A 23,631-nucleotide genomic window follows, 5' to 3' on the forward strand; every position below is an offset into this window, starting at 1 on the left:
GATGGGCGGAGCGCTGGTGGCGGGCGCGGGCGAGCAGGGGCAGGGCGTCGGCGACGGGCAGCAGCAGCGCGGGCACGGTCCGCAGGTCCGCCCCGGCGGCGTCGTCCGAGGGCCGGACCACCGTGATCTCCTCGCTCCGGGCGCCGGCGGGTGCTGCGGGGAGCGGGCCGTCCAGCGGGTTCCAGAAGGCGACGCGGCCCCGGCGCGGGGGTGTGCCGGGGAGGAAGACTGCGGCGCAGCGCAGCAGGTGGCTGTCGTCCGCGTCCTGCGGCGGCGGTGCGGTGCCCACCCGGTCCCTCCCCTCGCGTCATACGCGGCCCGCCGGGCCGCGCGCCGGCGCTCCGTGCCTGGTCGGCGCGGGTGCCCGGCTGTCGTTCCTTCTGCTGCGCGAGTCTAGGCGGAGGGTCTGACAACGTCCTCGGCGGCGGGCCGCGCCCCGGGGTCCGGGGGCGGTGCGGGATCGGGCGGGGACTGGTTCTGCTGGGCCCGCTCCAGGAAGCGGAGCAGTTCGACCGGGAACGGCAGCACCAGCGTGGAGTTCTTCTCGGCGGCGACCGCCACCACGGTCTGGAGGAGTCGCAACTGGAGGGCGGCCGGCTGGGCGGACATCTCCGACGCCGCCTCGGCCAGCTTCCTGGACGCCTGGAGTTCGGCGTCGGCGTTGATGACGCGGGCGCGGCGCTCACGGTCGGCCTCGGCCTGGCGGGCCATGGAGCGCTTCATCGTCTCCGGCAGCGAGACGTCCTTGATCTCGACCCGGTCGATCTGGACGCCCCAGCCCACCGCCGGGCTGTCGATCATCAGTTCCAGGCCCTGGTTGAGCTTCTCCCGGTTGGACAGGAGGTCGTCCAGGTCGCTCTTGCCGATGATCGAACGGAGCGAGGTCTGAGCCATCTGGGAGACCGCGAAGCGGTAGTCCTCGACCTCGACGACGGCGCTCGCCGCGTCGACCACCTTGAAGTAGATGACGGCGTCCACCCGGACCGTGACGTTGTCGCGGGTGATGCCGTCCTGGGCCGGCACGGGCATGGTCACGATCTGCATGTTGACCTTGCGCAGCCGCTCGACGCCCGGCACCACCATGGTGAAGCCCGGCCCCCGGACGTCGTCGCGGAGCCGGCCGAGCCGGAGTACCACGCCCCGCTCGTACTGTTTGACGATTCTCGCGGCCGCCGCCAGGTACAGGGCGCCTGCCAGCGCCGCCGCGACCACCGCGATCAACAGGTACTGGACCATGACGGCCCCCTGCCGGCCGGAGAACCCCGGCCCTCGGCCTCGCACCTCTGCGTGCGCTCCTCCCACGGTATGCCCGGTCGTGCCGCGGGGTCGAACGCCCCTCCCCCGCCCGGCCGCCTCCCGGATGCCGCGGGCCGGGGAAGCGGGCAGGGTGGCCAGCACCGGCACGTTCACCCGGCCCGCGCACCGCGGTGTGCGCGGTGACGACACAGACGAGGACCCGCCCATGCCCGTGATCGACCGCCGACGCCGCCGGCTCGCCATCGCCGCCCAGGCCGTGTTGCTGACCCTGACCGTCGCAGGCTGCTCGGGCCTGGGCCGGACCGCGGTCGGCCCGGTCATCTACACGACCGAGCGGGACGCCGTGATCGAGGTGAACAGCCCCTCCGTCAAGGGCTGCCACCGGCTCGCGCCGGCCGGCGCCAAGGCGGTGGCCAACGAGACGCTGGTCGACATCATCCTGTACCCGACGCCGGACTGCACCGGACCGGGGACGGCGTACGTGGCGACCACCTTCTCCGACGAGAACGCCCGCAGCGCGCCGCCCTGGCGCAGCTTCAGCACGGTCCACTGACCGACCGGCGCCGCACCCGCACCGGCGGGGCGAGGCCGCCTGCGCGCGGTCTGTCGCGGGTCCATGCTGGTAGGTGAGGCGATGCGATGCGTACCGGCAATGAACCGACGACCGCACGGAGCCCGCTGCGGATGCGGCTCTGGCTGAGTCTGTGGGGCCTGGCCTGGACCGTCTTCGGAGTGACGGCCTTCGCGGTGAACGGCCGCACCGGCTGGGCCGTCGTGTGCGGGGTGCTGCTCGCGCTGGTCCTGGTGGACCTGTGCGTGGTCGTGCACCGGCTGCGGCAGGGCCCCCACTACCAGCCGGGCCGCTCCGTGCCGCCGTACGAGCCCGACCACGGGCCGGACGGCGGCAAGGGCCCGCCACCGAACACGCCCTAGGCGTCGCCGTCCCGGTCGTCGAAGCGGGCGGCGCGCAGGTATTCCGGGTTGGGGTCGAGCGCGGCCGCCAGCCGGAAGTGGCGCACGGCCCGCTCCGGGTGACCGGAGCGCTCGAAGGTGCGGGCCAGCGCGAAGTGCGCGAAGGCGTTGTCCGGCTCCCGCTCAAGCACCAGCTCGAATTCCAGCTCGGCCGGGCGCAGCTGCGCCGCCGCGAAGAAGGCGCGGGCGCGCAGCAGCCGGGCGGCGGTGTTCTCGGGGTGGGCGGCGATCACGGAGTCGAGCAGCCGCACGGCACCCCGGGGGTCGCGCGCGGCGAGCAGCTGCTCGGCCGCGCGGAAGTCGATGACGTCGGTCTCCGGGTTCCGTTCGGGCACGGTCGCTTCCTTCCCTCGTCCGTCCCGCGGCAACGTCCGCCCGGCCGCGCGTATTCCGCGCGGCCTGGGTCTCAGCCCGCCTCGGCGCGCCGGACCAGCTCCGCCCACACCGCGCGGACCCGGTCCGCCAGCTCCTCGACCGGTCCGTCGTTGTCGATGACCAGGTCGGCGATGGCGCGCCGCTGCTCGCGGGTGGCCTGGGCGGCCATGCGGGCGCGGGCGTCCTCCTCGGTCATGCCGCGCAGCCGGACGAGCCGGTCGAGCTGGGTCTCGGGGGCGGCGTCCACCACGACGACCAGGTCGTAGAGGGGGGCCAGGCCGTTCTCGGTGAGGAGGGGGACGTCGTGGACGACCACGGAGTCCGGCCCGGCGGCCTGCTCCAGTTCGGCGGAGCGGTCGCGGACGAGGGGGTGGACGATCGCGTTGAGCGCGGCCAGCCGGTCCGGGTCGGCGAAGACCACGGCGCCGAGCGCGGGCCGGTCCAGGGTGCCGTCCGGGGCCAGGATGCCGGTGCCGAACTCCTGGACGACGGCGGCGAGGCCGGGGGTGCCGGGTTCGACCACTTCGCGCGCGATGCGGTCGGCGTCGATGAGGACGGCTCCGTGGCCGACGAGCAGCCGGGACACTTCGCTCTTGCCGGCGCCGATGCCACCGGTCAGGCCCACTTTCAGCATGCCCGGCAGCCTAGTGCCCGCCGGCCCCGGCCGGTGGGGTCGGGGGCGGCGGGCACGGGAGGCCCGTGGCCGGGGCGCCGGCGCGGGTCAGGCGTCGCCCTCGCGTTCGGCGAGGAACTTCTCGAACTCCCGGCCGATCTCGTCGGCGGACGGCAGGTCGGCGGGTTCGGCGACCAGGTTGCCGCGGGTCTCGGCGCCCGCGACCGCGTCGTACTGGTGCTCGAGACCTTCGACCAGCGAGACCAGTTCCTCGTCGCCCTGGCCGATCTGGCGGTCGATCTCCGTCTGCGTGCGGTGCGCCTCGGTGCGCAGGGCGTGCGCGACGGACGGCAGCACCAGGCCGGTCGCGGCGGTGATCGCCTCCAGGGCGGTGAGCGCCGCGTCGGGGTAGGCGGAGCGGGCGACGTAGTGCGGGACGTGGGCGGCGACGCCCAGCACGTCGTGGCCCGCCTCCATCAGCCGGTACTCGATGAGCGCCTCGGCGGAGCCGGGCACCTGGGCCTCCTCGAAGGGGCTGCGGTGGCCGGGCATCAGGTCGGTGCGGTTGCCGTGCGGGGTGATGCCGACGGGGCGGGTGTGCGGGACGCCCATCGGGATGCCGTGGAAGTTGACCGCGAGGCGGACACCGAGCCGCTCCACGACCTCCTCGACGGCGGCGGCGAACCGCTCCCACTCCACGTCGGGCTCCGGCCCGGAGAGCAGCAGGAACGGCGCGCCCGTGGCGTCCTGGACGACACGGACCTCCAGCGCCGGGGTCTCGTACGCGGCCCAGCGGTCGCGCTTGAACGTCAGCAGCGGGCGGCGGGCGCGGTAGTCGATCAGCCGGTCGTGGTCGAAGCGGGCCACCACCTGGTGCGGCAGCGATTCGAGCAGGCCGTCGACGATCTGCTCCCCGGTCTCACCCGCGTCGATGTACCCCTCGAAGTGGTAGAGCATGACCAGGCCGGCCGACTCCTGGGCGAGCGCCATGTCGACGACAGCCAGGCCCTTCGGCTCCCATTCGTACAAACTCTGCGGATCAGGCACGGTTACCGCTCCTCCTCGTGTTCCTGGGGAACAACGTCCTGCGGATCTTCGGCATTCCCCGTACCCGTGGTTCCGGGGGCGGAAAAGACGTGAGGCCCGCCCCCCGAAGGGGACGGGCCTCACGGTCACTCACCTACCGCGGCCGAGGCCGGGAGGGCCGGAGCGTCAGCTCTGGCCGCCCGCCAGCTTCTCGCGGAGCGCGGCCAGGGCCTCGTCCGACGCCAGGGCGCCGGAGTTGTCCGAGGACTCCGAGGAGTAGGAGCCACCGCTGGCGCCCGAGGCGGCCTGCGTGTTGCCGGCGGAGGCGGCAGCGCCCTCGGCGGCAGCGGCCTCGTCGGCCTCGCGGGACTTGATGACCTGGGCCTGGTGCTGCTCGAAGCGCTGCTGCGCCTCGGCGTACTGGGTCTCCCAGACCTCGCGCTGAGCCTCGAAGCCCTCGAGCCAGTCGTTGGTCTCGGGGTCGAAGCCCTCGGGGTAGATGTAGTTGCCCTGGTCGTCGTAGGACGCGGCCATGCCGTACAGGGTCGGGTCGAACTCGACCGAGGCCGGGTCGCCGCCGAACGCCTCGTTGGCCTGCTTCAGCGAGAGGCTGATGCGACGGCGCTCGAGGTCGATGTCGATGACCTTGACGAAGATCTCGTCGTTGACCTGGACGACCTGCTCCGGGATCTCCACGTGGCGCTCGGCCAGCTCGGAGATGTGGACCAGGCCCTCGATGCCCTCGTCCACGCGGACGAACGCACCGAACGGAACGAGCTTGGTGACCTTACCGGGGACGACCTGCCCGATCTGGTGCGTGCGGGCGAACTGCTGCCACGGGTCTTCCTGCGTCGCCTTGAGCGACAGGGACACGCGCTCGCGGTCCATGTCGACGTCGAGGACCTCGACGGTGACCTCCTGGCCGACCTCGACGACCTCGGAGGGGTGGTCGATGTGCTTCCAGGACAGCTCGGAGACGTGCACCAGACCGTCGACGCCGCCCAGGTCCACGAAGGCACCGAAGTTGACGATCGAGGAGACGACGCCGGAGCGGACCTGACCCTTCTGGAGGGTCGTGAGGAACGTCTGGCGGACCTCGGACTGGGTCTGCTCGAGCCAGGCACGGCGGGACAGGACCACGTTGTTGCGGTTCTTGTCCAGCTCGATGATCTTGGCCTCGAGCTCCTTGCCCACGTACGGCTGGAGGTCGCGGACGCGGCGCATCTCGACGAGCGACGCCGGCAGGAAGCCACGGAGGCCGATGTCGAGGATGAGACCACCCTTGACGACCTCGATGACGGTACCGGTGACGATGCCGTCCTCTTCCTTGATCTTCTCGATGGTGCCCCAGGCACGCTCGTACTGAGCGCGCTTCTTCGAGAGGATCAGGCGGCCTTCCTTGTCCTCCTTCTGGAGAACCAGGGCCTCGATCTCGTCACCGACCTTGACGACCTCGTTCGGGTCGACGTCGTGCTTGATCGAGAGCTCGCGGCTCGGGATGACGCCTTCGGTCTTGTAACCGATGTCGAGGAGAACCTCGTCCCGGTCAACCTTGACGATGACACCGTCAACGATGTCGCCGTCGTTGAAGTACTTGATCGTCTCGTCGATCGCCGCGAGGAACGCGTCCGCGTCGCCGATGTCGTTGACCGCAACCTGCGGAGTGGTGGCGGTGGTCTCGGTGCTGCTCGTCATGTGGGAAAGGGCTCCGGTACGGACATTGAGTCGTAGGTACTGCCACGCCGAAAGCCCGTATCGCCTCTGCAGAAGCCGGACAGCCTGGGAAGCGCCCCACCCGATGACCGGGCGACGCCTCGACAACCGAGGGACATGCAACAGGTGCGAGCGCGGCCTGCTAGGTCTGAGGAGCGCAGGCTCGCAGCGCAACTTGTAGCATACGGGGGCAGCAGGGCACGGTCAATGCGCGAAGGCGGACACCACGGGCGAAACGCCCCACGTCCGGCACAACTCGGGTTCACCGAGGCCAGATCGTGTCCCAACAGCTCCGGACACACGGATTCCGCGCCGCACCCGCCCCGTGGTACGTACCGCGTACGACGGGGTGAAGGCAAACTACAACGACGGACACGATGAGCCAAGAGATGGACGCCGCCGAACCCGAGGCGACCCGCCGCAGCGCCGGTACGGCGGAGAGCAGCCGGGCCAGCCGGGGCTGGTGGGACCGCAACGCCGACGAGTACCAGAGCGACCACGGCGCCTTCCTCGGCGACGACCGCTTCGTCTGGGGCCCGGAAGGGCTGGACGAGGCGGAGGCCGCACTGCTGGGCCCCGCCGACGCGCTCGAAGGACTCGACGTCCTGGAGATCGGCGCCGGCGCGGCCCAGTGCTCGCGCTGGCTGGCCGCCCGGGGCGCGCGCCCGGTCGCCCTCGACCTCTCCCACCGCCAGCTCCAGCACGCCCTGCGCATCGGCGAGGGCCTCCCGCTCGTCGAGGCGGACGCCGGACGGCTGCCCTTCCGCGCCGCCTCCTTCGACCTGGCCTGCTCCGCCTACGGCGCCGTGCCCTTCGTCGCCGACCCCGTCCAGGTCTTCCGCGAGGTCCACCGGGTGCTGCGCCCCGGCGGCCGCTGGGTCTTCTCCGTGACCCACCCCGTGCGCTGGGCCTTCCCCGACGAGCCGGGCCCCGAGGGCCTGTCGGTCGCCGCCTCCTACTTCGACCGCACCCCCTACGTCGAGCAGGACGAGCACGGCGAGGCAGTGTACGTGGAGCACCACCGCACGCTGGGCGACCGGGTGCGGGACGTCGTCGCGGGCGGCTTCCGGCTGGTGGACCTGGTCGAGCCGGAATGGCCCGCCTGGAACGACCAGGAGTGGGGCGGCTGGTCCCCGCTGCGCGGCAACCTGATCCCGGGCACCGCGATCTTCGTCTGCGTACGCGACTGAGCCACCGGCCGCGCGCCGCCCGGCCGCACCGGGCGCACCGCAGCGGTGCGGGGCGTACGAGACTGGGGGCGTGATCCGCACCGACGCCCTCGACCTGCTGCCCGTCCGCACCGCTGTGCCCGACCTGCGGCGCGCGCTCGACGGCCGGGGGGTCGCGGTGCTGTGCGCACCCCCCGGAACCGGCAAGACCACCCTCGTCCCGCTCGCCCTCGCCGGGCTGACCGCCGCCCTCTCCGTCCAGGAGTTCGGCGGCTCCCTCTCGGCCCCCGGCTGGGCGGAGATCGGCGCCTGGTGGCAGCGGGTGCGCACCATGGACGGCCAGGACCCGGCCGCCCTGCGCCGCTACGCCTTCCTGGACGCGCTGCTGCCCACCGCCGCCCGCCCGTGGCCGCTGCGCCGGGCCGTGCCCACCATCGGGTTCCGGGCGTAACCTCCCCGCCCCCGTACCGCCCGGTAAAACCTCTGGAGTTGTCGGCGGGGCGTCGTAGGCTGGAGACACACGAGGTTTTCGAGCAGCGAGAACCCTGCAACGGGAGGTATGCGCAGGCCCGAGGGCCGGCCCATGACTCAGTCACCCACACAGCCGCAGGCGCGTGCCCACATCAGCATCCCGGCCGCTCACCCGATGGTGATGCTCCTGGGAGCGGGCGACTCGCTGCTGCGCGTGATCGAAGCGGCGTTCCCGGCGGCCGACATCCACGTCCGGGGCAATGACATAAGCGCGACGGGCAACGCGGCGGACATCGCCCTCATCCAGCGCCTGTTCGACGAGATGGTGCTCGTGCTCCGCACCGGGCAGCCGATGACGGAGGACGCCGTGGAACGGTCGATCGCGATGCTCAAGGCCACCGACAACGGCCAGGCGGACGGCACCGAGACCCCGGCCGAGGTGCTCACCCAGAACATCCTCTCCAACCGGGGCCGCACCATCCGCCCCAAGACGCTCAACCAGAAGCGCTACGTCGACGCCATCGACAAGCACACGATCGTCTTCGGCATCGGCCCCGCCGGCACCGGCAAGACCTACCTCGCCATGGCCAAGGCGGTCCAGGCCCTCCAGTCCAAGCAGGTCAGCCGGATCATCCTGACCCGCCCGGCCGTCGAGGCCGGCGAACGCCTCGGCTTCCTGCCCGGCACCCTGTTCGACAAGATCGACCCGTACCTGCGCCCGCTGTACGACGCCCTGCACGACATGCTCGACCCCGACTCGATCCCGCGCCTGATGGCAGCGGGCACGATCGAGGTCGCGCCCCTCGCGTACATGCGCGGCCGCACGCTGAACGACGCCTTCATCATCCTCGACGAGGCGCAGAACACCAGTGCCGAGCAGATGAAGATGTTCCTCACCCGGCTCGGGTTCGACTCCAAGATCGTCATCACGGGTGACATCACCCAGGTCGACCTTCCGACCGGCACCAAGAGCGGTCTGCGCCAGGTCCAGGAGATCCTGGACGGCATAGACGACGTGCACTTCTCCCGGCTCACCTCCCAGGATGTCGTCCGGCACAAGCTGGTCGGCCGTATCGTCGACGCGTACGAGAAGTACGACAACCGCAAGGGCGAGCAGGACGGCGGCGTCCCGCGGGGCCGAAGCCGCCACAACGGGAAGCAGTAGCAGCGCACCATGTCGATCGACGTCAACAACGAGTCCGGAACCGAGGTCGACGAGCAGGCGATCCTCGACATCGCCCGCTACGCGCTCGCGCGGATGCGCATCCACCCGCTCTCCGAACTCTCGGTGATCGTGGTGGACGGCGCGGCCATGGAGCAGCTGCACATCCAGTGGATGGACCTGCCGGGCCCGACCGATGTCATGTCCTTCCCGATGGACGAACTGCGTCCGCCGGCCAAGGACGACGAGGAGCCCCCGCAGGGACTCCTCGGCGACATCGTGCTCTGCCCCGAGGTCGCGAAGCGGCAGGGCGAGGAGGCCCCGACCCGTCACTCCATGGACGAGGAGCTCCAGCTCCTCACCGTCCACGGCGTGCTGCACCTGCTGGGATACGACCACGAGGAGCCCGACGAGAAGGCCGAGATGTTCGGCCTCCAGGCGGCCATCGTGGACGGCTGGCGCGGTGAGCGGGGCCTGACCGGCCCGTCCCCCGCCCCCACCGTCTCGTGAGCCTGCCCCTGATCCTCGGCGTCGTCCTGCTGGTCGTGGTCGGCTGGCTCGCGGCCTGCGCCGAGGCCGGGATCGCCCGGACGTCGAGCTTCCGGGCCGCCGAGGCGGTCCGCTCCGGCCGGCGCGGCAGCGCCAAGCTGGAACAGGTCGCGGCCGACCCGACGCGCTATCTCAACGTCGCCCTGCTGGTGAGGGTCGCCTGCGAGATGGCCGCCGGGGTGCTCGTCACCTACGCCTGCCTCAAGGAGTTCCCGGAGACCTGGGAGGCGCTGGCCGTCGCCATCGGCGTCATGGTCCTCGTCTCCTACGTGGCGATCGGCGTCTCCCCGCGCACCATCGGCCGCCAGCACCCGCTGAACACGGCCACCGCCTCGGCGTACGTGCTGCTGCCGCTGGCCCGGGTGATGGGCCCGATCCCGCAGCTGCTGATCCTCATCGGCAACGCGCTCACCCCCGGCAAGGGGTTCCGCAAGGGCCCGTTCGCCAGCGAGGCCGAGCTGCGGGCCATGGTGGACCTCGCCGAGCAGGAATCGCTGATCGAGGACGAGGAGCGCCGCATGGTGCACTCCGTCTTCGAACTCGGCGACACCCTGGTGCGCGAGGTGATGGTGCCGCGCACCGACCTCGTCTGCATCGAGCGCTACAAGACGATCCGTCAGGCCCTCACCCTGGCCCTGCGCTCCGGCTTCTCCCGGATTCCGGTCACCGGCGAGAACGAGGACGACATCGTCGGGATCGTGTACCTGAAGGACCTGGTCCGCAAGACGCACATCAACCGCGACTCGGAGGCCGACCCGGTCTCCACCGCGATGCGCCCGGCGGCCTTCGTGCCCGACACGAAGAACGCCGGGGACCTGCTGCGCGAGATGCAGCAGGAGCGCAGCCACGTCGCCGTCGTCATCGACGAGTACGGCGGCACGGCCGGCATCGTCACCATCGAGGACATCCTGGAGGAGATCGTCGGCGAGATCACCGACGAGTACGACCGCGAGCTGCCGCCCGTCCAGGAGCTGGAGAACGGCTGCTTCCGGGTCACCGCCCGCCTCGACATCGGCGACCTCGGCGACCTGTTCGACCTCGACGAGTACGACGACGAGGACGTGGAGACGGTCGGCGGGCTCCTCGCGAAGGCCCTGGGCCGCGTCCCGATCGCCGGGGCGAGGGCCGAGGTGGAACTGCCCGACGGGCGCCGGCTGCGGCTGACCGCGGAGTCCCCGGCGGGCCGGCGGAACAAGATCGTCACGGTGCTGGTGGAGCCGGTGGCTCCCGACGAGGGGGAGGCGGCATGACTCCGCAGGAGCTGCGGGCGTTCTGCCTGGGGTTCAACGCGAGCGTGGAGGAGTTCCCCTTCGGGCCGGAGGCGTCCGTCTTCAAGGTGCTCGGCAAGATGTTCGCGCTGAGCGCCCTGGACGCCCGGCCCCTGACGGTCAACCTCAAGTGCGACCCGGACGAGGCGGTGCGGCTGCGCGAGCAGTACGAGGCGGTGGTGCCCGGCTGGCACATGAACAAGCGCCACTGGAACACCGTCACCGTCTCCGGACTGCCCGACGCCCGGCTGCGCGAGCTGATCGAGGACAGCTACGACCTGGTGGTGGCCGGGCTGCCCCGGGCGCAGCGGCTGCGCCTCGACCGGCCCTGAGGCGTGCCGGGACGGGCTCCCGCGTACCCCGGTCCGCGCCGGGCTTCGTATGCTCGGCACATGACTGAGACCACCGACCTCGGCGCCGAGGACCGCAAGATCGTCACCCTGGCGCGCAGCGCCCGCGCCCGCAACGGGGTGCCGGAGGGCGCGGCCGTCCGGGATGAGACCGGGCGCACCTACGTCGCGGGGACCGTGGAACTGGAGTCGCTGAAGCTCAGCGCGCTGCGGACGGCCGTCGCGATGGCGGTCGCCAGCGGGGCGAAGTCCCTGGAGGCGGCCGCGATCGTCTCCGAGGCGCAGGCCCCGTCCGACGAGGACCGGGCGGCCGTCCGGGATCTCGGCGGCCCCGGCACGCCCGTGCTGCTGGCCGGTCCGGACGGGCAGCTGCGGCTGAGCGTCACGGCCGGCTGACCCGTCCGCGACGGCACCCCGGCGGGCCGCCGGGGTGCCTCGGTGCCCCGCGGTCCCGGCATCGGGGACAATGGGCGCCATGAGCGCTCGACCTGACCCTGCAGCCGTTGCCCGGCCGGATGAGAACACCACCCCCCACCGGGCCGGCTTCGCCTGCTTCGTGGGCCGCCCCAACGCGGGCAAGTCCACCCTGACGAACGCTCTGGTCGGCCGGAAGGTGGCCATCACCTCCAACCGGCCGCAGACGACCCGGCACACCGTGCGCGGCATCGTGCACCGGCCGGACGCCCAGCTGATCCTCGTGGACACGCCCGGCCTCCACAAGCCGCGCACGCTGCTCGGCGAACGCCTCAACGACGTCGTGCGCACCACCTGGGCCGAGGTCGACGTGATCGGCTTCTGCCTGCCCGCCGACCAGAAGCTCGGCCCCGGCGACAAGTACATCGTCAAGGAGCTGGCGGGCATCCGGAAGACGCCCAAGATCGCGATCATCACCAAGACGGACCTGGTCGAGTCCAAGCAGCTCGCCGAACAGCTGCTGGCCGTCTCCCGGCTCGGCGAGGAGCTGGGCTTCGAGTGGGCGGAGATCATTCCCGTCTCGGCCGTCAAGGACCAGCAGGTGGATCTGCTCGCCGACCTGATCGCCCCCCTCCTGCCCGAGGGCCCGCCGCTCTACCCCGAGGGCGACCTGACGGACGAGCCCGAGATGGTCATGGTCGCGGAGCTGATCCGCGAGGCCGCGCTCGAAGGCGTACGCGACGAGCTGCCGCACTCCATCGCGGTGGTCGTCGAGGAGATGCTGCCCCGCGAGGACCGGCCGGCGGACAAGCCGCTGCTGGACATCCACGCCAACGTCTACATCGAGCGCCCCAGCCAGAAGGGCATCATCATCGGCCCCAAGGGCAAGCGGCTGAAGGACGTCGGCACGAAGTCCCGCAAGCACATCGAGGCCCTGCTCGGCACCCCCGTCTTCCTCGACCTGCACGTCAAGGTCGCCAAGGACTGGCAACGCGACCCGAAGCAGCTCCGCAAACTCGGCTTCTGACCCCCCGCCGAGACCGGAGGCCGGAGGCGATGTCGCCCCTCCGCCCGGCGCGCGCCTCGGCTACGCGCCCTCCTTCAGGACGCGGGTGATCAGCGTGCGCTGGGCGTCGGTCAGGCGGGGGTCCGCGCAGTGCACGGTGCGGCCGTCCACCGTTATGCGGTAGTGGAAGCCGTCCGGGACGCCCCGGGGCGCGATGTCCTGGCCGTCCGCGAGCGCGGAGCCGGCCAGGGCCTCCCACTCGCGGGCGTCGGCCCGTCCGGAGGTGTCGATCTCGCGGTGGCGCGCGATACCGGCGAAGCCGCCGGTCCTGCTCACCTGGATCCGCATGCGGTGTCCTTCCACGGCGGACGGGTCGGTGGCGGTCAACTGGTCGGGACGCCCACCTCCGACCACGCCTTGAGGACGGCCTCGACCACGTCGCCCTCGCCGAAGCGGCTGCGGGCCGCCGCCACGGTCAGCCGGGCGAAGTCCGCGAACTCGGCGTCCACCGCCAGTTCACCACCGGTGAGCACATCGAACCAGAGCTGGCCCGCCCGCTCCCAGGAACTGCCGCCGAGCGCGGTCGCCAGCAGGTAGAACGCGCGGTTGGGGATGCCGGAGTTGAGGTGGACCCCGCCGTTGTCGTCGCCGGTGTGGATGTAGTCGTCCATCGTCGCCGGCTGCGGGTCCTTGCCGAGCACGTCGTCGTCGTACGCCGTGCCCGGCGCCTTCATCGAGCGCAGCGCCACGCCCTGGACCCGCGGCGCCAGGAGCCCCTGGCCGATCAGCCAGTCCGCCTCGGCCGCGGTCTGGCCCAGCGAGTACTGCTTCACGAGGGAGCCGAAGACGTCCGAGACGGACTCGTTGAGCGCGCCGGACTGGCCGTAGTAGCTCAGATTGGCCGTGTACTGCGTCAGCCCGTGGGCCAGTTCGTGGGCGATGACGTCGATGGCGACGGTGAAGTCGAGGAAGATCTCCCCGTCCCCGTCGCCGAAGACCATCTGCTCGCCGTCGAAGAAGGCGTTGTTGTACTGCCTGTCGTAGTGGACGGAGCCGATGAGCGGCAGCCCCTGGCCGTCGATGGACCGCCGGCCGTAGGCGGTGAGCAGCAGGTCGAAGGTGGCGCCGAGACCCGCGTACGCGCGGTTGACGCTGGCGTCGGACGTGGGCGGCTCGCCCTCGGAGCGGACCTTAGTGCCAGGCAGGCGGGTGCGGTGGCGGCAGTCGTACAGCGTGCGGTTCGGGGTGGTGTCCCCGTCGTCGTCCGGCTGCTCCGGGGCGGCGGTGCGCCGGCCGGCCGGGGCCGCCTCGCGGAGGGTGCGCCGGGCCGCGTCGGACTCCAGGGTGCGGCGGGCCGGGTCCGCGAGGAGGGGGTCGTCGGACTGGGACAGCCTGTCGAGGACGTGGGGCGGGACGATGGTGCAGAAGACGGGGCGGAACCCCCGCTGCGAAGAAGGATGCATGCACCCGACTGTGGCAGTCGGTGAGCACACTGTCACTGGTTGCGACGAGGATTGCTGAAATGGAGTGATTGGTCATGGTTGGGGGTTTCGGCCGGTCGGTCCCGCATACTGATACGGCACCCGCGTCTCGGGCGTCCCTCGGCTAGTCTCGAAGCATCATGCGTTTCGGGCTGCTTCTTCTTAGCTGCCGCGGCGAGGGCCTGTAGTCGTAGGCCGACCCCCTCCCCGCGGAGTCTGGTGCTGCAGTGACCCAGTCGGCCGTCCCGGAGAAGTACCCGAGGAGCCCTACGCCATGACCGAAGTGAATCCCGCCCGGACCCCCGCCCCGCACGCCGTCGGCCGGCCCACGCCGATCACCAACGCGACGGTGCTGCAGAAGCCGTCCGGGATGCCGGTCCACAAGTACGGCCGCTACGAGGCCGTGGACATCCCCGACCGCACCTGGCCCGAGAAGCGGATCACCAAGGCTCCCCGCTGGCTCTCCACGGACCTGCGCGACGGCAACCAGGCCCTGATCGACCCCATGTCGCCGGCCCGCAAGCGCGAGATGTTCGACCTGCTGGTCCGCATGGGATACAAGGAGATCGAGGTCGGCTTCCCGTCCTCCGGCGAGACCGACTTCGCCTTCGTCCGCTCCATCATCGAAGAGGGCGCGATCCCCGAGGACGTGACGATCTCCGTCCTGACGCAGGCCCGCGAGGAACTGATCGAGCGCACCGTCGAATCGCTGCGCGGCGCCCACCGCGCCACCGTCCACCTGTACAACGCGACCGCCCCCACCTTCCGCCGCGTGGTCTTCCGCGGCTCCAAGGAGGAGGTCAAGCAGATCGCGGTGGACGGCACCCGGCTGGTCATGGAGTACGCCGACAAGATCCTGGGCGAGGAGACGGTCTTCGGCTACCAGTACAGCCCGGAGATCTTCACCGACACCGAGCTGGACTTCGCCCTGGAGGTCTGCGAGGCGGTCTGCGACGTGTGGCAGCCCGAGGAGGGCCGCGAGATCATCCTCAACCTGCCCGCCACCGTGGAGCGTTCGACGCCGTCCACGCACGCGGACCGGTTCGAGTGGATGTCGCGCCGTCTGTCGCGCCGCGAGTTCGTCTGCCTGTCCGTCCACCCGCACAACGACCGGGGCACCGCCGTCGCCGCCGCCGAGCTGGCCCTGATGGCCGGTGCGGACCGGATCGAGGGCTGCCTGTTCGGCCAGGGCGAGCGCACCGGCAACGTGGACCTGGTCACGCTGGGCATGAACCTGTTCTCGCAGGGCGTCGACCCGCAGATCGACTTCTCGCAGATCGACGAGATCCGCCGCACCAGCGAGTACTGCAACCAGATGGAGGTCCACCCGCGCCACCCCTACGCGGGCGACCTGGTCTACACCGCCTTCTCCGGCTCCCACCAGGACGCCATCAAGAAGGGCTTCGACGCCATGGAGGCCGACGCGGCCGCCCAGGGCAAGACCGTGGACGACATCGAGTGGGCCGTCCCGTACCTGCCGATCGACCCCAAGGACGTCGGCCGCTCCTACGAGGCGGTCATCCGGGTCAACTCGCAGTCCGGCAAGGGCGGCATCGCGTACGTCCTCAAGAACGACCACAAGCTGGACCTGCCCCGCCGGATGCAGATCGAGTTCTCCCGGATTATTCAGGCCAAGACCGACGCCGAGGGCGGCGAGGTCACCCCGGCCCAGATCTGGAGCGTCTTCCAGGACGAGTACCTGCCCAACCCCGAGAACGCCTGGGGCCGCGTACAGATCCGCTCCGGCCAGAGCACCACCGGTTCCGACGGGCAGGACACGATCACCGTCGAGGCGACCGTGGACGGCGTGGACACCGTGCTGACCGGCACCGGCAACGGACCGATCTCCGCGTTCTTCGAAGCGCTGCAGGCCATCGGCATCGACGCCCGGCTGCTGGACTACACCGAGCACACCATGAGCGAGGGCGCGAGCGCGCAGGCCGCCTCGTACATCGAGTGCGCCATCGACGGAAAGGTGCTGTGGGGCATCGGCATCGACGCCAACACCACCCGCTCCTCGCTGAAGGCCGTCGTCTCGGCGGTCAACCGCTCCGCCCGCTGACCCGGCGCCCCACGAGGCCCCCGGGACGCGCTCCGACGGACCCCGCCCACCCGTTCCAGGGGGGCGGGGTTCGGCCATCTCCGGCCGGTTGTGACGGGCGGGGTACTGACGGCGCCACACGGATGTGGTTAACATCACGTCGATACGGCAGTGTTGCCGGAGTGCGACGGAGGTGTGCGACGTGCGGTCAGCCCTGGGACAACGCGCGATGAAGCTGCGTATCTGCGGCATCCGTACGCTGTGGGACACCGTGGGCGACGGCGAGTTCTTCTGCCCCGAGTGCGGCGGCGACCGCAACTACCGCCGCCTCACCGGCCGCCGGCGCTTCGCCGTGCTCGGCGTACCGCTGCTGCGGCGCGGCACCACCGGCCCGGTCGTCGCCTGCGCGGCCTGCGACCGGCACTACGAGCCCGAGGCGCTCGACCACCCCACCACCACCCGCTTCTCCGCGATGCTCAGGGACGCCGTGCACACGGTGGCCCTCGGCGTCCTCGCGGCCGGCGGCAGCACCTCCCGCCCGGTGCTGGAGACCGCCGTCGAGACGGTGCGCGGCGCCGGGTTCGAGGAGTGCACGGCCGAACAGCTCACCACCGTCGTGGAGGTGCTCTCCGCCGACATCGGCCACGGCGAGGCGTTCGACCCGGCGGCCGAGGCGTGCGGCGCGGCCCTCGCCATCGAACTGCACGAGGCGCTGGAACCGCTCGCCCCGCACCTCGCCCCCACCGGGCGTGAATCGATTCTGCTCCAGGGCGCCCGGATCGCCCTCGCGGACGGCGCCTACAGCACCGCCGAGCGGGAGCTGCTGACCACGGTCGGCGGGGCGCTGCGCCTGCGCGCCGAGGACACCGCCCGGCTGCTCGACGCCGCCGCCCGCACGCCCTCCTGACGGAGCGGCCCGCCGCGTACCGGACAATGGACGCATGAGCTTGTTCCGGGACGACGGCGTGGTGCTGCGCACGCAGAAGCTGGGCGAGGCCGACCGGATCATCACGCTGCTGACCCGGGGCCACGGCCGGGTGCGGGCCGTCGCACGCGGGGTGCGCCGCACCAAGTCCAAGTTCGGGGCCCGGCTGGAGCCGTTCTCCCACGTGGACGTGCAGTTCTTCGCCCGCGGCAGCGAGCTGATCGGACGCGGGCTGCCGCTGTGCACCCAGAGCGAGACCATCGCCCCGTACGGCGGCGGGATCGTCACCGACTACGGGCGCTACACCGCGGGCACCGCGATGCTGGAGACCGCCGAGCGCTTCACCGACCACGAGGGCGAGCCGGCCGTCCAGCAGTACCTGCTCCTGGTGGGCGGGCTGCGCACACTGGCCCGGGGCGAGCACGCGCCGCATCTGATCCTGGACGCCTTTCTGCTGCGCTCCCTCGCGGTCAACGGCTACGCCCCCAGCTTCGACGACTGCGCGCGCTGCGGGCTGCCCGGGCCGAACCGCTTCTTCTCCGTGGCGGCGGGCGGCGTGGTGTGCGGCGACTGCCGGGTGCCCGGCAGCGTCGTACCCTCGGCGGAGGCCGTCGCCCTGCTGAGCGCCCTGCTCACCGGCGACTGGGAGACGGCGGACGCGTGCGAGGCGCGTCATGTCAGGGAGGGGAGCGGACTGGTGTCCGCGTATCTGCACTGGCACCTGGAGCGCGGGCTGCGTTCACTGCGGTACGTAGAGAAGTGACACAGGGAGACTGAGAAGCTCATGGCAGTACGCGGGATGCTCGGCGGCCGTAACCGGCGCGACTACAAGACCCCGGAGCCGCACCCGTCCGGTGCCACGCCGCCGAAGATCCCCGGGGAGCTGGTGCCCAAGCACGTCGCCATCGTGATGGACGGCAACGGCCGCTGGGCGAAGGAGCGCGGCCTGCCCCGCACCGAGGGCCACAAGGTCGGCGAGGGCGTCGTCCTGGACGTGCTCAAGGGCTGCATCGAGATGGGCGTCAAGAACCTCTCGCTGTACGCCTTCTCGACGGAGAACTGGAAGCGCTCCCCGGAGGAGGTGCGGTTCCTGATGAACTTCAACCGGGACGTCATCCGCCGCCGCCGCGACGAGATGGACGAGCTGGGTATCCGCATCCGCTGGGTGGGCCGCATGCCCAAGCTGTGGAAGTCCGTCGTCCAGGAGCTCCAGGTCGCCCAGGAGCAGACCAAGGACAACGACAGGATGACGCTGTACTTCTGCGTCAACTACGGCGGCCGGGCCGAGATCGCGGACGCCGCGCAGCGCATCGCGCAGGACGTCGCCGCCGGCCGGCTCGACCCCTCGAAGGTCAACGAGAAGACGTTCGCCAAGTACATCTACTACCCGGACATGCCGGACGTGGACCTCTTCGTGCGCCCCAGCGGTGAGCAGCGCACCTCGAACTATCTGATCTGGCAGAGCGCGTACGCGGAGATGGTCTTCCAGGACGTGCTGTGGCCGGACTTCGACCGCCGCGACCTGTGGCGCGCCTGCCTGGAGTTCGCGCAGCGCGACCGCCGGTTCGGCGGGGCCGAGGAGGTCGCCCCCTCCGGAAGCTGACCGGACGGCCGACGGGCCCGGCGGGGGTGTCCCCGCCGGGCCCGTCCCGTTCCTCCCGGCCTACTTCTCCCGGCTCGCGCAGTCCGCGCAGGTGCCGAAGACCTCGACCGTGTGCGCCACGTTGACGAAGCCGTGCTGCGCGGCGATGGTCTCCGCCCACTGCTCGACGGCGGGGCCCTCGACCTCGACCGCCTTGCCGCACACCCGGCAGACCAGGTGGTGGTGGTGTTCGCCGGTGGAGCAGCGCCGGTAGACGGACTCGCCCTCCGTGGTGCGCAGGACGTCCACCTCGCCGGCGTCGGCCAGGGACTGCAGGGTGCGGTAGACCGTGGTCAGCCCGACCGAGTCCCCGCGGTGCTTGAGGACGTCGTGCAGCTCCTGGGCGCTGCGGAACTCGTCCACCTCGTCGAGTGCCGCCGCGACGGCTGCCCGCTGCCGGGTCGAGCGGCCGCGTACCGGAGCCGCGTTCGTACCACTGATCGGCGCCGTCGCCACAGGAGCCTCCTCGTGTCGCCCGTACATCTGTCGGGCCATTGTGCCAGCCCGGCCCCGTCCGAGGGGGGCGGTCAGACGCGGACGTCGTCCGGGGAGGGGCGGGCCGCCGGTACCTCCAGGGTGCACCCCTCGGCGTTCGCCGCCTCGCCGCGCCGGGCCCGGCGGCGGGCCAGCGGACCGGCGAGCAGGGTCAGGACGACGAAGACGCCGATGGCCAGCAGCACGATCGTCGCGCCGGGCGGGACCTCCTGGTAGTACGAGGTGATGGTGCCGGACAGGGTGACGCCGACGCCGATGACGACGGCCAGCACGAACGTCACCTTGAAGGACCGGGTGATCTGCTGCGCGGCGGCGACCGGGACCACCATCAGGGCGCTGACCAGCAGCAGCCCGACGACCCGCATCGCGACCGTGACGGTGACCGCGGCGGTGACCGCGACCAGCAGGTTCAGCAGGCGCACCGGCAGCCCGGTCACCCGCGCGAACTCCTCGTCCTGGCTGACCGCGAACAGCTGCCGCCGCAGCCCGACCGTCACCAGCAGCACGAACGCGGCGAGCAGCGAGATCGCGGTGATGTCCTCGGGGGCGACCGTCGCCAGCGAGCCGAAGAGGTACGAGGTGAGGTTGGCGTTGGAGCCGGTGTCGGAGAGGTTGATCAGCAGGACACCGCCCGCCATGCCGCCGTAGAAGAGCATGGCCAGCGCGATGTCGCCGCGGGTGCGGCCGTACCAGCGGATCAGCTCCATGACGACGGCGCCCGCGACGGCGACGGCGCTGGCCATCCAGACCGGGCTGGTGGAGAGCAGGAAGCCGAGGCCGACGCCGGTCATCGCGATGTGGCCGATGCCGTCGCCCATCAGGGCCTGCCGGCGCTGCACCAGGTAGACGCCGACGGCGGGGGCGATCACGCCGACGAGCAGGGCGGCGATCAGGGCCCGCTGCATGAAGGGGGGGTCGAGGAATTCCATGGTCAGCTCAGCAGTCCCGTCCGGACGGGCTCGGAAGCCGCGTGGGGGTGTACGTGGTCGTGGCCGGGCAGGGCGTGCTGTCCGACGGCCTTCGGGGGCGGTCCGTCGTGCAGCACGCAGCCGTCGCGGAGCACGACGGCCCGGTCGATCAGGGGCTCCAGGGGGCCCAGCTCGTGCAGGACGAGCAGCACGGTGGTGCCGGCGGCGACCTGCTCGCGCAGCGTGTCGGCGAGGATCTCCTGGCTGGCCAGGTCCACGCCCGCCATCGGCTCGTCCATGATCAGGAGTTCGGGTTCGGAGGCGAGGGCGCGGGCGATGAGCACGCGCTGGTGCTGGCCGCCGGAGAGGGCGTCCACCGCGTCCTTGGCCCGGTCGGCGAGGCCGACCAGCTCGATGGCGCGGTCGACGGCGGCGCGGTCGGCCCGGCGGGGGATGCCGAGCCGGGTGCGGGAGAGCCGCCCGGCGGAGACGACCTCGCGGATCGTGGCGGGCACGCCGCCGGCGGCCGTGGTGCGCTGCGGGACGTAGCCGACCCGGCCCCAGGAGCGGAAGCGGCGGAGCGGGGTGCCGAAGAGTTCGACGGTGCCGCCGGTGAGCGGGACCTGGCCGATGACGGAGCGGACGGCGGTGGACTTGCCGGAGCCGTTGGCGCCGAGCAGGGCGACGACCTCGCCCCGGCGCACGGTGAGGTCGATGCCGCGCAGGACGGGGCGCGCGCCGAGGACGGCGGTGGCGTCGCGGACGGCGATCACGGGTTCGCGGTCGGGGGTGCGGGGCTCGGGCATGAGCGCCTCCGGTGCTGCTGCGCGGGTGGAACGGGCGGGTGCGGTGCGGTCGTCGCTCACTTCGCGCCGAGTGCCGTGCGCAGGGCGGCGAGGTTGGACTTCATGACCTCGATGTAGTCATCGCCCTTGGAGGCGTCGGTGATTCCCTCCAGCGGGTCCAGGACGTCGGTGCGCAGCCCGGTGTCGCGGGCGACGGTCTTCGCGGTCTTGTCGCTGGCCAGGGTCTCGAAGAAGACGGTGGTGACCTTCTCCTTCTCGGCGATGGAGTGCAGATCGCTGATGCGGGCGGGGCTGGGCTCGGCCTCGGGGTCGATGCCGGCGATGCCCTCCTGGGTGAGGCCGTAGCGCTCGGCGAGGTAGCCGAAGGCGGAGTGGGTGGTGATGAAGGTCCGGGTCTCGGTGTTCTTCAGACCGGTACGGTACGCGGTGTCGAGCGCGCCCAGTTCCCCGACCAGCGCGTCGGTGTTCTTGCGGTAGTCCGCGGCGTGCGCCGGGTCGGTCTTCTCCAGGTTCTTGCCGACGCCCTTGGCGACCTCGGCGTAGCGCACCGGGTCCAGCCATATGTGCGGGTCGGCGCCCGCTCCGTCGCCCTCGTGCTCGTGGGCGTGTTCGTCGTGGCCGGGCTCGTCCTCGCCGTGGTCGTGGCCGCCGACCTCCGTGCCGTGGTCCTCCAGCGTGGTCAGCGTCGCGGCGTCGAGGGTGTTGGGGGCCTCGGAGAGCTTCACGGCCTCGTCGACGGCGGGCTGGATGCCCTTGAGGTAGAGGATCAGGTCGGCGTCGGCGAGGCGGCCCGTCTGGCGGTAGGTGAGCTCCAGGTCGTGGGGTTCCACGCCGGGCTTGGTGAGGCTCGTGACCTCGACGTGTTCGCCGCCTATGCGCTCGGCCAGGAACTGCATGGGATAGAAGGACGCCACCACGTCCAGCCGGCCGCCGTCCTTGTGCTCGGAGCCGTCCGCGGAGGAACACGCGGTGAGGCCGAGGAGGACGGCGCCGGTGACGGCGGCGGCGGGTATGAGGCGGCGTACGTTCATGACAGTCATTTTCAACAAAGATGGAAACGATTGTCAACAAGCGGGGTTGGCCTCCGGGACCGGTACCGATTTGATCGAAGGGCAGTGCCCGCCGGTAATCTGGGCCATTAGCCCGCACGTTCCGTCGTCGTAATGAAGAGAGCACCGTGGCCGCCGACAAGATCGACACCATCGTCAGCCTGAGCAAGCGCCGTGGCTTCGTCTACCCCTGCAGCGAGATCTACGGCGGTCAGAAGGCCGCCTGGGACTACGGGCCGCTGGGTGTCGAGCTCAAGGAGAACCTGAAGCGCCAGTGGTGGCGCTACATGGTCACCTCCCGCGAGGACGTGGTCGGTATCGACTCGTCGGTCATCCTGGCCCCCGAGGTGTGGGTGGCCTCCGGCCACGTCGCCACGTTCTCCGACCCGCTCACCGAGTGCACCTCCTGCCACAAGCGCTACCGCGCGGACCACCTGGAGGAGGCGTACGAGGAGAAGCACGGCAAGGCGCCGGCCAACGGCCTGGCCGACCTGAACTGCCCCAACTGCGGCAACAAGGGCACCTTCACCGAGCCCAAGCAGTTCTCCGGCCTGCTCTCCACGCACCTCGGCCCCACCCAGGACTCCGGCTCGGTCGCCTACCTGCGCCCCGAGACCGCCCAGGGCATCTTCACCAACTTCTCCCAGGTGCAGACCACCTCGCGCAAGAAGCCCCCGTTCGGCATCGCGCAGATGGGCAAGTCCTTCCGCAACGAGATCACTCCGGGCAACTTCATCTTCCGCACGCGCGAGTTCGAGCAGATGGAGATGGAGTTCTTCGTCAAGCCGGGCGAGGACGAGGAGTGGCAGGAGTACTGGATGCAGCAGCGCTGGAACTGGTACACCGGCCTCGGCATGCGCGAGGAGAACATGCGGTGGTTCGAGCACCCGCAGGAGAAGCTCTCCCACTACTCCAAGCGCACCGCCGACATCGAGTACCGCTTCCGCTTCGGCGGCAGCGAGTGGGGTGAGCTGGAGGGCGTCGCCAACCGCACCGACTACGACCTCACGGCCCACTCCAAGGCGTCCGGCACGGACCTCTCCTACTTCGACCAGGAGAAGGGCGAGCGCTACACGCCGTACGTCATCGAGCCGGCGGCCGGTGTCGGCCGCGCGATGCTGGCCTTCCTCCTCGACGCCTACAACGAGGACGAGGCGCCGAACGCCAAGGGCGTCATGGAGAAGCGCGCCGTGATGCGCCTGGACCCGCGCCTGGCCCCGGTCAAGGTCGCGATCCTCCCGCTCTCCCGCAACGCGCAGCTCTCGCCGAAGGCCAAGGGCCTCGCCGCCGACCTCCGGCAGAACTGGAACATCGAGTTCGACGACGCGGGCGCCATCGGCCGCCGCTACCGCCGCCAGGACGAGATCGGCACGCCGTTCTGCGTCACCGTCGACTTCGACACCCTGGACGACAACGCGGTCACCGTCCGCGAGCGCGACACCATGAAGCAGGAGCGCGTCTCCCTGGACCAGATCCAGGCGTACCTCGCCACCCGGCTGATCGGCTGCTGACACCCGCACCACCGCACGGAACCCCCGCTCCGCCCCCGTGGCGGAGCGGGGGTTCCGCGCGCCGAGGGCGGTACGGCGCGCCCGGCGCCGGAAAAACCGGGTGAGGACGGGGAACGGGGTGGGTACGGTCTTGCCCATGCATACGTTCTTCCAGATCTACGAGTGAGCGCGCGGCGGGCCCGACCACCCGCCGCCCACCGGATCGACCAAGGTCACGACGACCTCACTGAGACCAGGAACGGGAGAACCCCATGGCCAAGAGCCGCAACAACCTCCTCGGCGTCGGCGGACAGCGCAAGAAGCTGTCCCGCACGGGGGCGCAGGGCGCCGGCCCGGCGGGCGAGGCGGACCGCCGCAACGCCGCCGACCAGAAGCAGGAACTGCTCCGTAGGATGCGCGAGCGCGCGGCGGCCCCGGCCCAGCCGGCC

The 23,631-nt window shown here is 71.4% G+C and carries 27 protein-coding genes and 1 pseudogene; 16 read left to right on the forward strand and 12 right to left on the reverse strand.

Annotated elements, in window-relative coordinates; genetic code table 11:
• Positions 1-289: hypothetical protein (locus MHW47_RS14665; protein ID WP_239223528.1), on the reverse strand; the 289-nt coding region annotated here is incomplete at its 3' end.
• 104 nt (positions 290-393) lie between these two features.
• Positions 394-1,236 carry a slipin family protein gene (locus tag MHW47_RS14670; RefSeq protein ID WP_239223529.1) on the reverse strand — a complete coding sequence of 281 codons (843 nt, stop codon included), beginning with the start codon at positions 1,234-1,236 and terminating at the stop codon, positions 394-396.
• 226 nt (positions 1,237-1,462) lie between these two features.
• Here MHW47_RS14670 and MHW47_RS14675 point away from each other — a divergent pair, with 226 nt between their 5' ends.
• Complete coding sequence (locus tag MHW47_RS14675; RefSeq protein WP_239223530.1) at positions 1,463-1,810, forward strand: hypothetical protein; 348 nt, start codon at positions 1,463-1,465, stop codon at positions 1,808-1,810.
• A gap of 86 nt (positions 1,811-1,896) precedes the next feature.
• A complete protein-coding gene (locus tag MHW47_RS14680; RefSeq protein ID WP_239223531.1) occupies positions 1,897-2,190 on the forward strand; it encodes a DUF6343 family protein in 294 nt (97 codons plus the stop codon).
• Here the strand turns inward: MHW47_RS14680 and MHW47_RS14685 are convergent.
• From MHW47_RS14685 to rpsA, 4 genes are all read right to left on the reverse strand, one after another.
• The gene (locus MHW47_RS14685; protein ID WP_239223532.1) at positions 2,187-2,564 is read right to left on the reverse strand and encodes a tetratricopeptide repeat protein; all 378 of its coding nucleotides are present in this window, start codon (positions 2,562-2,564) and stop codon (positions 2,187-2,189) included. The genes MHW47_RS14680 and MHW47_RS14685 overlap by 4 nt on opposite strands.
• 71 nt (positions 2,565-2,635) lie before the next feature.
• Positions 2,636-3,238: a dephospho-CoA kinase gene (coaE, locus tag MHW47_RS14690; RefSeq protein WP_239223533.1), complete on the reverse strand. Its 603-nt coding sequence runs from the start codon at positions 3,236-3,238 to the stop codon at positions 2,636-2,638.
• An 87-nt stretch (positions 3,239-3,325) separates the two neighbouring features.
• Entirely contained in the window at positions 3,326-4,264 is a 939-nt protein-coding gene (locus MHW47_RS14695) for a PAC2 family protein (RefSeq protein ID WP_239223534.1), read from the reverse strand.
• Between the two features lie 165 nt (positions 4,265-4,429).
• The gene (gene rpsA, locus MHW47_RS14700) at positions 4,430-5,938 is read right to left on the reverse strand and encodes a 30S ribosomal protein S1 (protein ID WP_239223535.1); all 1,509 of its coding nucleotides are present in this window, start codon (positions 5,936-5,938) and stop codon (positions 4,430-4,432) included.
• A gap of 407 nt (positions 5,939-6,345) precedes the next feature.
• On the opposite strand from rpsA, the gene MHW47_RS14705 reads away from it, so the two are divergent.
• The 8 genes and pseudogenes from MHW47_RS14705 to era all read left to right on the forward strand — a co-directional run bounded on the left by MHW47_RS14705 (position 6,346) and on the right by era (position 12,366).
• On the forward strand, positions 6,346-7,146 hold the full coding sequence (locus MHW47_RS14705; RefSeq protein ID WP_374230092.1) for a class I SAM-dependent methyltransferase: 801 nt from the start codon (positions 6,346-6,348) through the stop codon (positions 7,144-7,146).
• Between the two features lie 202 nt (positions 7,147-7,348).
• A pseudogene (locus MHW47_RS14710) lies at positions 7,349-7,576 on the forward strand (sugar kinase); the annotation flags it as partial.
• A gap of 132 nt (positions 7,577-7,708) precedes the next feature.
• Positions 7,709-8,761 carry a PhoH family protein gene (locus tag MHW47_RS14715; RefSeq protein WP_239223537.1) on the forward strand — a complete coding sequence of 351 codons (1,053 nt, stop codon included), beginning with the start codon at positions 7,709-7,711 and terminating at the stop codon, positions 8,759-8,761.
• A 9-nt stretch (positions 8,762-8,770) separates the two neighbouring features.
• Positions 8,771-9,268 (forward strand): rRNA maturation RNase YbeY, encoded by a 498-nt coding sequence (ybeY, locus tag MHW47_RS14720; RefSeq protein WP_239223538.1) that lies wholly within the window; start codon positions 8,771-8,773, stop codon positions 9,266-9,268.
• Positions 9,265-10,557 carry a hemolysin family protein gene (locus MHW47_RS14725; RefSeq protein WP_239223540.1) on the forward strand — a complete coding sequence of 431 codons (1,293 nt, stop codon included), beginning with the start codon at positions 9,265-9,267 and terminating at the stop codon, positions 10,555-10,557. Before ybeY ends, MHW47_RS14725 begins: the two co-directional genes overlap by 4 nt.
• Positions 10,554-10,907 carry an MmcQ/YjbR family DNA-binding protein gene (locus MHW47_RS14730; RefSeq protein WP_239223541.1) on the forward strand — a complete coding sequence of 118 codons (354 nt, stop codon included), beginning with the start codon at positions 10,554-10,556 and terminating at the stop codon, positions 10,905-10,907. Before MHW47_RS14725 ends, MHW47_RS14730 begins: the two co-directional genes overlap by 4 nt.
• A gap of 60 nt (positions 10,908-10,967) precedes the next feature.
• The gene (locus MHW47_RS14735) at positions 10,968-11,321 is read left to right on the forward strand and encodes a cytidine deaminase (protein WP_239223542.1); all 354 of its coding nucleotides are present in this window, start codon (positions 10,968-10,970) and stop codon (positions 11,319-11,321) included.
• Between the two features lie 70 nt (positions 11,322-11,391).
• Positions 11,392-12,366, forward strand: a complete 975-nt coding sequence (gene era, locus MHW47_RS14740) for a GTPase Era (protein ID WP_239223543.1) — start codon at positions 11,392-11,394, stop codon at positions 12,364-12,366.
• A gap of 60 nt (positions 12,367-12,426) precedes the next feature.
• Here era and MHW47_RS14745 read toward each other — a convergent pair whose 3' ends face one another.
• Both MHW47_RS14745 and MHW47_RS14750 read right to left on the reverse strand, forming a co-directional pair.
• Positions 12,427-12,693, reverse strand: a complete 267-nt coding sequence (locus MHW47_RS14745; protein WP_239223545.1) for a protealysin inhibitor emfourin — start codon at positions 12,691-12,693, stop codon at positions 12,427-12,429.
• Positions 12,694-12,728: 35 nt separating this feature from the next.
• Positions 12,729-13,808 (reverse strand): M4 family metallopeptidase, encoded by a 1,080-nt coding sequence (locus MHW47_RS14750; RefSeq protein ID WP_239223546.1) that lies wholly within the window; start codon positions 13,806-13,808, stop codon positions 12,729-12,731.
• 292 nt (positions 13,809-14,100) lie between these two features.
• Here MHW47_RS14750 and leuA point away from each other — a divergent pair, with 292 nt between their 5' ends.
• The 4 genes from leuA to MHW47_RS14770 all read left to right on the forward strand — a co-directional run bounded on the left by leuA (position 14,101) and on the right by MHW47_RS14770 (position 18,395).
• Positions 14,101-15,888 carry a 2-isopropylmalate synthase gene (gene leuA / locus MHW47_RS14755; protein WP_239223548.1) on the forward strand — a complete coding sequence of 596 codons (1,788 nt, stop codon included), beginning with the start codon at positions 14,101-14,103 and terminating at the stop codon, positions 15,886-15,888.
• Between the two features lie 208 nt (positions 15,889-16,096).
• Positions 16,097-16,774 carry a TerB family tellurite resistance protein gene (locus tag MHW47_RS14760; protein ID WP_239223550.1) on the forward strand — a complete coding sequence of 226 codons (678 nt, stop codon included), beginning with the start codon at positions 16,097-16,099 and terminating at the stop codon, positions 16,772-16,774.
• A gap of 34 nt (positions 16,775-16,808) precedes the next feature.
• Complete coding sequence (gene recO / locus MHW47_RS14765; protein ID WP_239223552.1) at positions 16,809-17,555, forward strand: DNA repair protein RecO; 747 nt, start codon at positions 16,809-16,811, stop codon at positions 17,553-17,555.
• Between the two features lie 21 nt (positions 17,556-17,576).
• Complete coding sequence (locus MHW47_RS14770; RefSeq protein WP_239223554.1) at positions 17,577-18,395, forward strand: isoprenyl transferase; 819 nt, start codon at positions 17,577-17,579, stop codon at positions 18,393-18,395.
• Positions 18,396-18,455: 60 nt separating this feature from the next.
• Here the strand turns inward: MHW47_RS14770 and MHW47_RS14775 are convergent, their stop codons facing one another.
• The 4 genes from MHW47_RS14775 to MHW47_RS14790 form a co-directional block, all read right to left on the reverse strand.
• On the reverse strand, positions 18,456-18,890 hold the full coding sequence (locus tag MHW47_RS14775; protein WP_308381606.1) for a Fur family transcriptional regulator: 435 nt from the start codon (positions 18,888-18,890) through the stop codon (positions 18,456-18,458).
• A gap of 71 nt (positions 18,891-18,961) precedes the next feature.
• Positions 18,962-19,858, reverse strand: a complete 897-nt coding sequence (locus MHW47_RS14780; protein WP_239223556.1) for a metal ABC transporter permease — start codon at positions 19,856-19,858, stop codon at positions 18,962-18,964.
• A gap of 2 nt (positions 19,859-19,860) precedes the next feature.
• A complete protein-coding gene (locus MHW47_RS14785) occupies positions 19,861-20,643 on the reverse strand; it encodes a metal ABC transporter ATP-binding protein (protein ID WP_239223557.1) in 783 nt (260 codons plus the stop codon).
• Between the two features lie 56 nt (positions 20,644-20,699).
• Complete coding sequence (locus MHW47_RS14790) at positions 20,700-21,674, reverse strand: metal ABC transporter substrate-binding protein (protein ID WP_239223558.1); 975 nt, start codon at positions 21,672-21,674, stop codon at positions 20,700-20,702.
• Positions 21,675-21,820: 146 nt separating this feature from the next.
• On the opposite strand from MHW47_RS14790, the gene MHW47_RS14795 reads away from it, so the two are divergent.
• Both MHW47_RS14795 and MHW47_RS14800 read left to right on the forward strand, forming a co-directional pair.
• Positions 21,821-23,203, forward strand: a complete 1,383-nt coding sequence (locus MHW47_RS14795; protein WP_239223559.1) for a glycine--tRNA ligase — start codon at positions 21,821-21,823, stop codon at positions 23,201-23,203.
• 251 nt (positions 23,204-23,454) lie between these two features.
• The coding region (locus tag MHW47_RS14800; RefSeq protein WP_239223560.1) for a DUF6243 family protein at positions 23,455-23,631 on the forward strand (177 nt) is incomplete at its 3' end.

Source organism: Streptomyces sp. OfavH-34-F (assembly GCF_022347745.1).
GTDB lineage: Bacteria > Actinomycetota > Actinomycetes > Streptomycetales > Streptomycetaceae > Streptomyces.

Excerpts from the sequence above, each read along its gene's own strand:
- MHW47_RS14670 (WP_239223529.1), bottom strand. The coding sequence starts at position 1,236 with ATGGTCCAGTACCTGTTGATCGCGGTGGTCGCGGCGGCGCTGGCAGGC.
- MHW47_RS14675 (WP_239223530.1), top strand. The coding sequence starts at position 1,463 with ATGCCCGTGATCGACCGCCGACGCCGCCGGCTCGCCATCGCCGCCCAG.
- MHW47_RS14680 (WP_239223531.1), top strand. The coding sequence starts at position 1,897 with ATGCGTACCGGCAATGAACCGACGACCGCACGGAGCCCGCTGCGGATG.
- coaE (WP_239223533.1), bottom strand. The coding sequence starts at position 3,238 with ATGCTGAAAGTGGGCCTGACCGGTGGCATCGGCGCCGGCAAGAGCGAA.
- rpsA (WP_239223535.1), bottom strand. The coding sequence starts at position 5,938 with ATGACGAGCAGCACCGAGACCACCGCCACCACTCCGCAGGTTGCGGTC.
- MHW47_RS14705 (WP_374230092.1), top strand. The coding sequence starts at position 6,346 with ATGGACGCCGCCGAACCCGAGGCGACCCGCCGCAGCGCCGGTACGGCG.
- MHW47_RS14715 (WP_239223537.1), top strand. The coding sequence starts at position 7,709 with ATGACTCAGTCACCCACACAGCCGCAGGCGCGTGCCCACATCAGCATC.
- ybeY (WP_239223538.1), top strand. The coding sequence starts at position 8,771 with ATGTCGATCGACGTCAACAACGAGTCCGGAACCGAGGTCGACGAGCAG.
- MHW47_RS14730 (WP_239223541.1), top strand. The coding sequence starts at position 10,554 with ATGACTCCGCAGGAGCTGCGGGCGTTCTGCCTGGGGTTCAACGCGAGC.
- MHW47_RS14735 (WP_239223542.1), top strand. The coding sequence starts at position 10,968 with ATGACTGAGACCACCGACCTCGGCGCCGAGGACCGCAAGATCGTCACC.
- era (WP_239223543.1), top strand. The coding sequence starts at position 11,392 with ATGGGCGCCATGAGCGCTCGACCTGACCCTGCAGCCGTTGCCCGGCCG.
- MHW47_RS14745 (WP_239223545.1), bottom strand. The coding sequence starts at position 12,693 with ATGCGGATCCAGGTGAGCAGGACCGGCGGCTTCGCCGGTATCGCGCGC.
- MHW47_RS14750 (WP_239223546.1), bottom strand. The coding sequence starts at position 13,808 with ATGCATCCTTCTTCGCAGCGGGGGTTCCGCCCCGTCTTCTGCACCATC.
- leuA (WP_239223548.1), top strand. The coding sequence starts at position 14,101 with ATGACCGAAGTGAATCCCGCCCGGACCCCCGCCCCGCACGCCGTCGGC.
- MHW47_RS14760 (WP_239223550.1), top strand. The coding sequence starts at position 16,097 with ATGAAGCTGCGTATCTGCGGCATCCGTACGCTGTGGGACACCGTGGGC.
- recO (WP_239223552.1), top strand. The coding sequence starts at position 16,809 with ATGAGCTTGTTCCGGGACGACGGCGTGGTGCTGCGCACGCAGAAGCTG.
- MHW47_RS14770 (WP_239223554.1), top strand. The coding sequence starts at position 17,577 with ATGGCAGTACGCGGGATGCTCGGCGGCCGTAACCGGCGCGACTACAAG.
- MHW47_RS14780 (WP_239223556.1), bottom strand. The coding sequence starts at position 19,858 with ATGGAATTCCTCGACCCCCCCTTCATGCAGCGGGCCCTGATCGCCGCC.
- MHW47_RS14785 (WP_239223557.1), bottom strand. The coding sequence starts at position 20,643 with ATGCCCGAGCCCCGCACCCCCGACCGCGAACCCGTGATCGCCGTCCGC.
- MHW47_RS14790 (WP_239223558.1), bottom strand. The coding sequence starts at position 21,674 with ATGAACGTACGCCGCCTCATACCCGCCGCCGCCGTCACCGGCGCCGTC.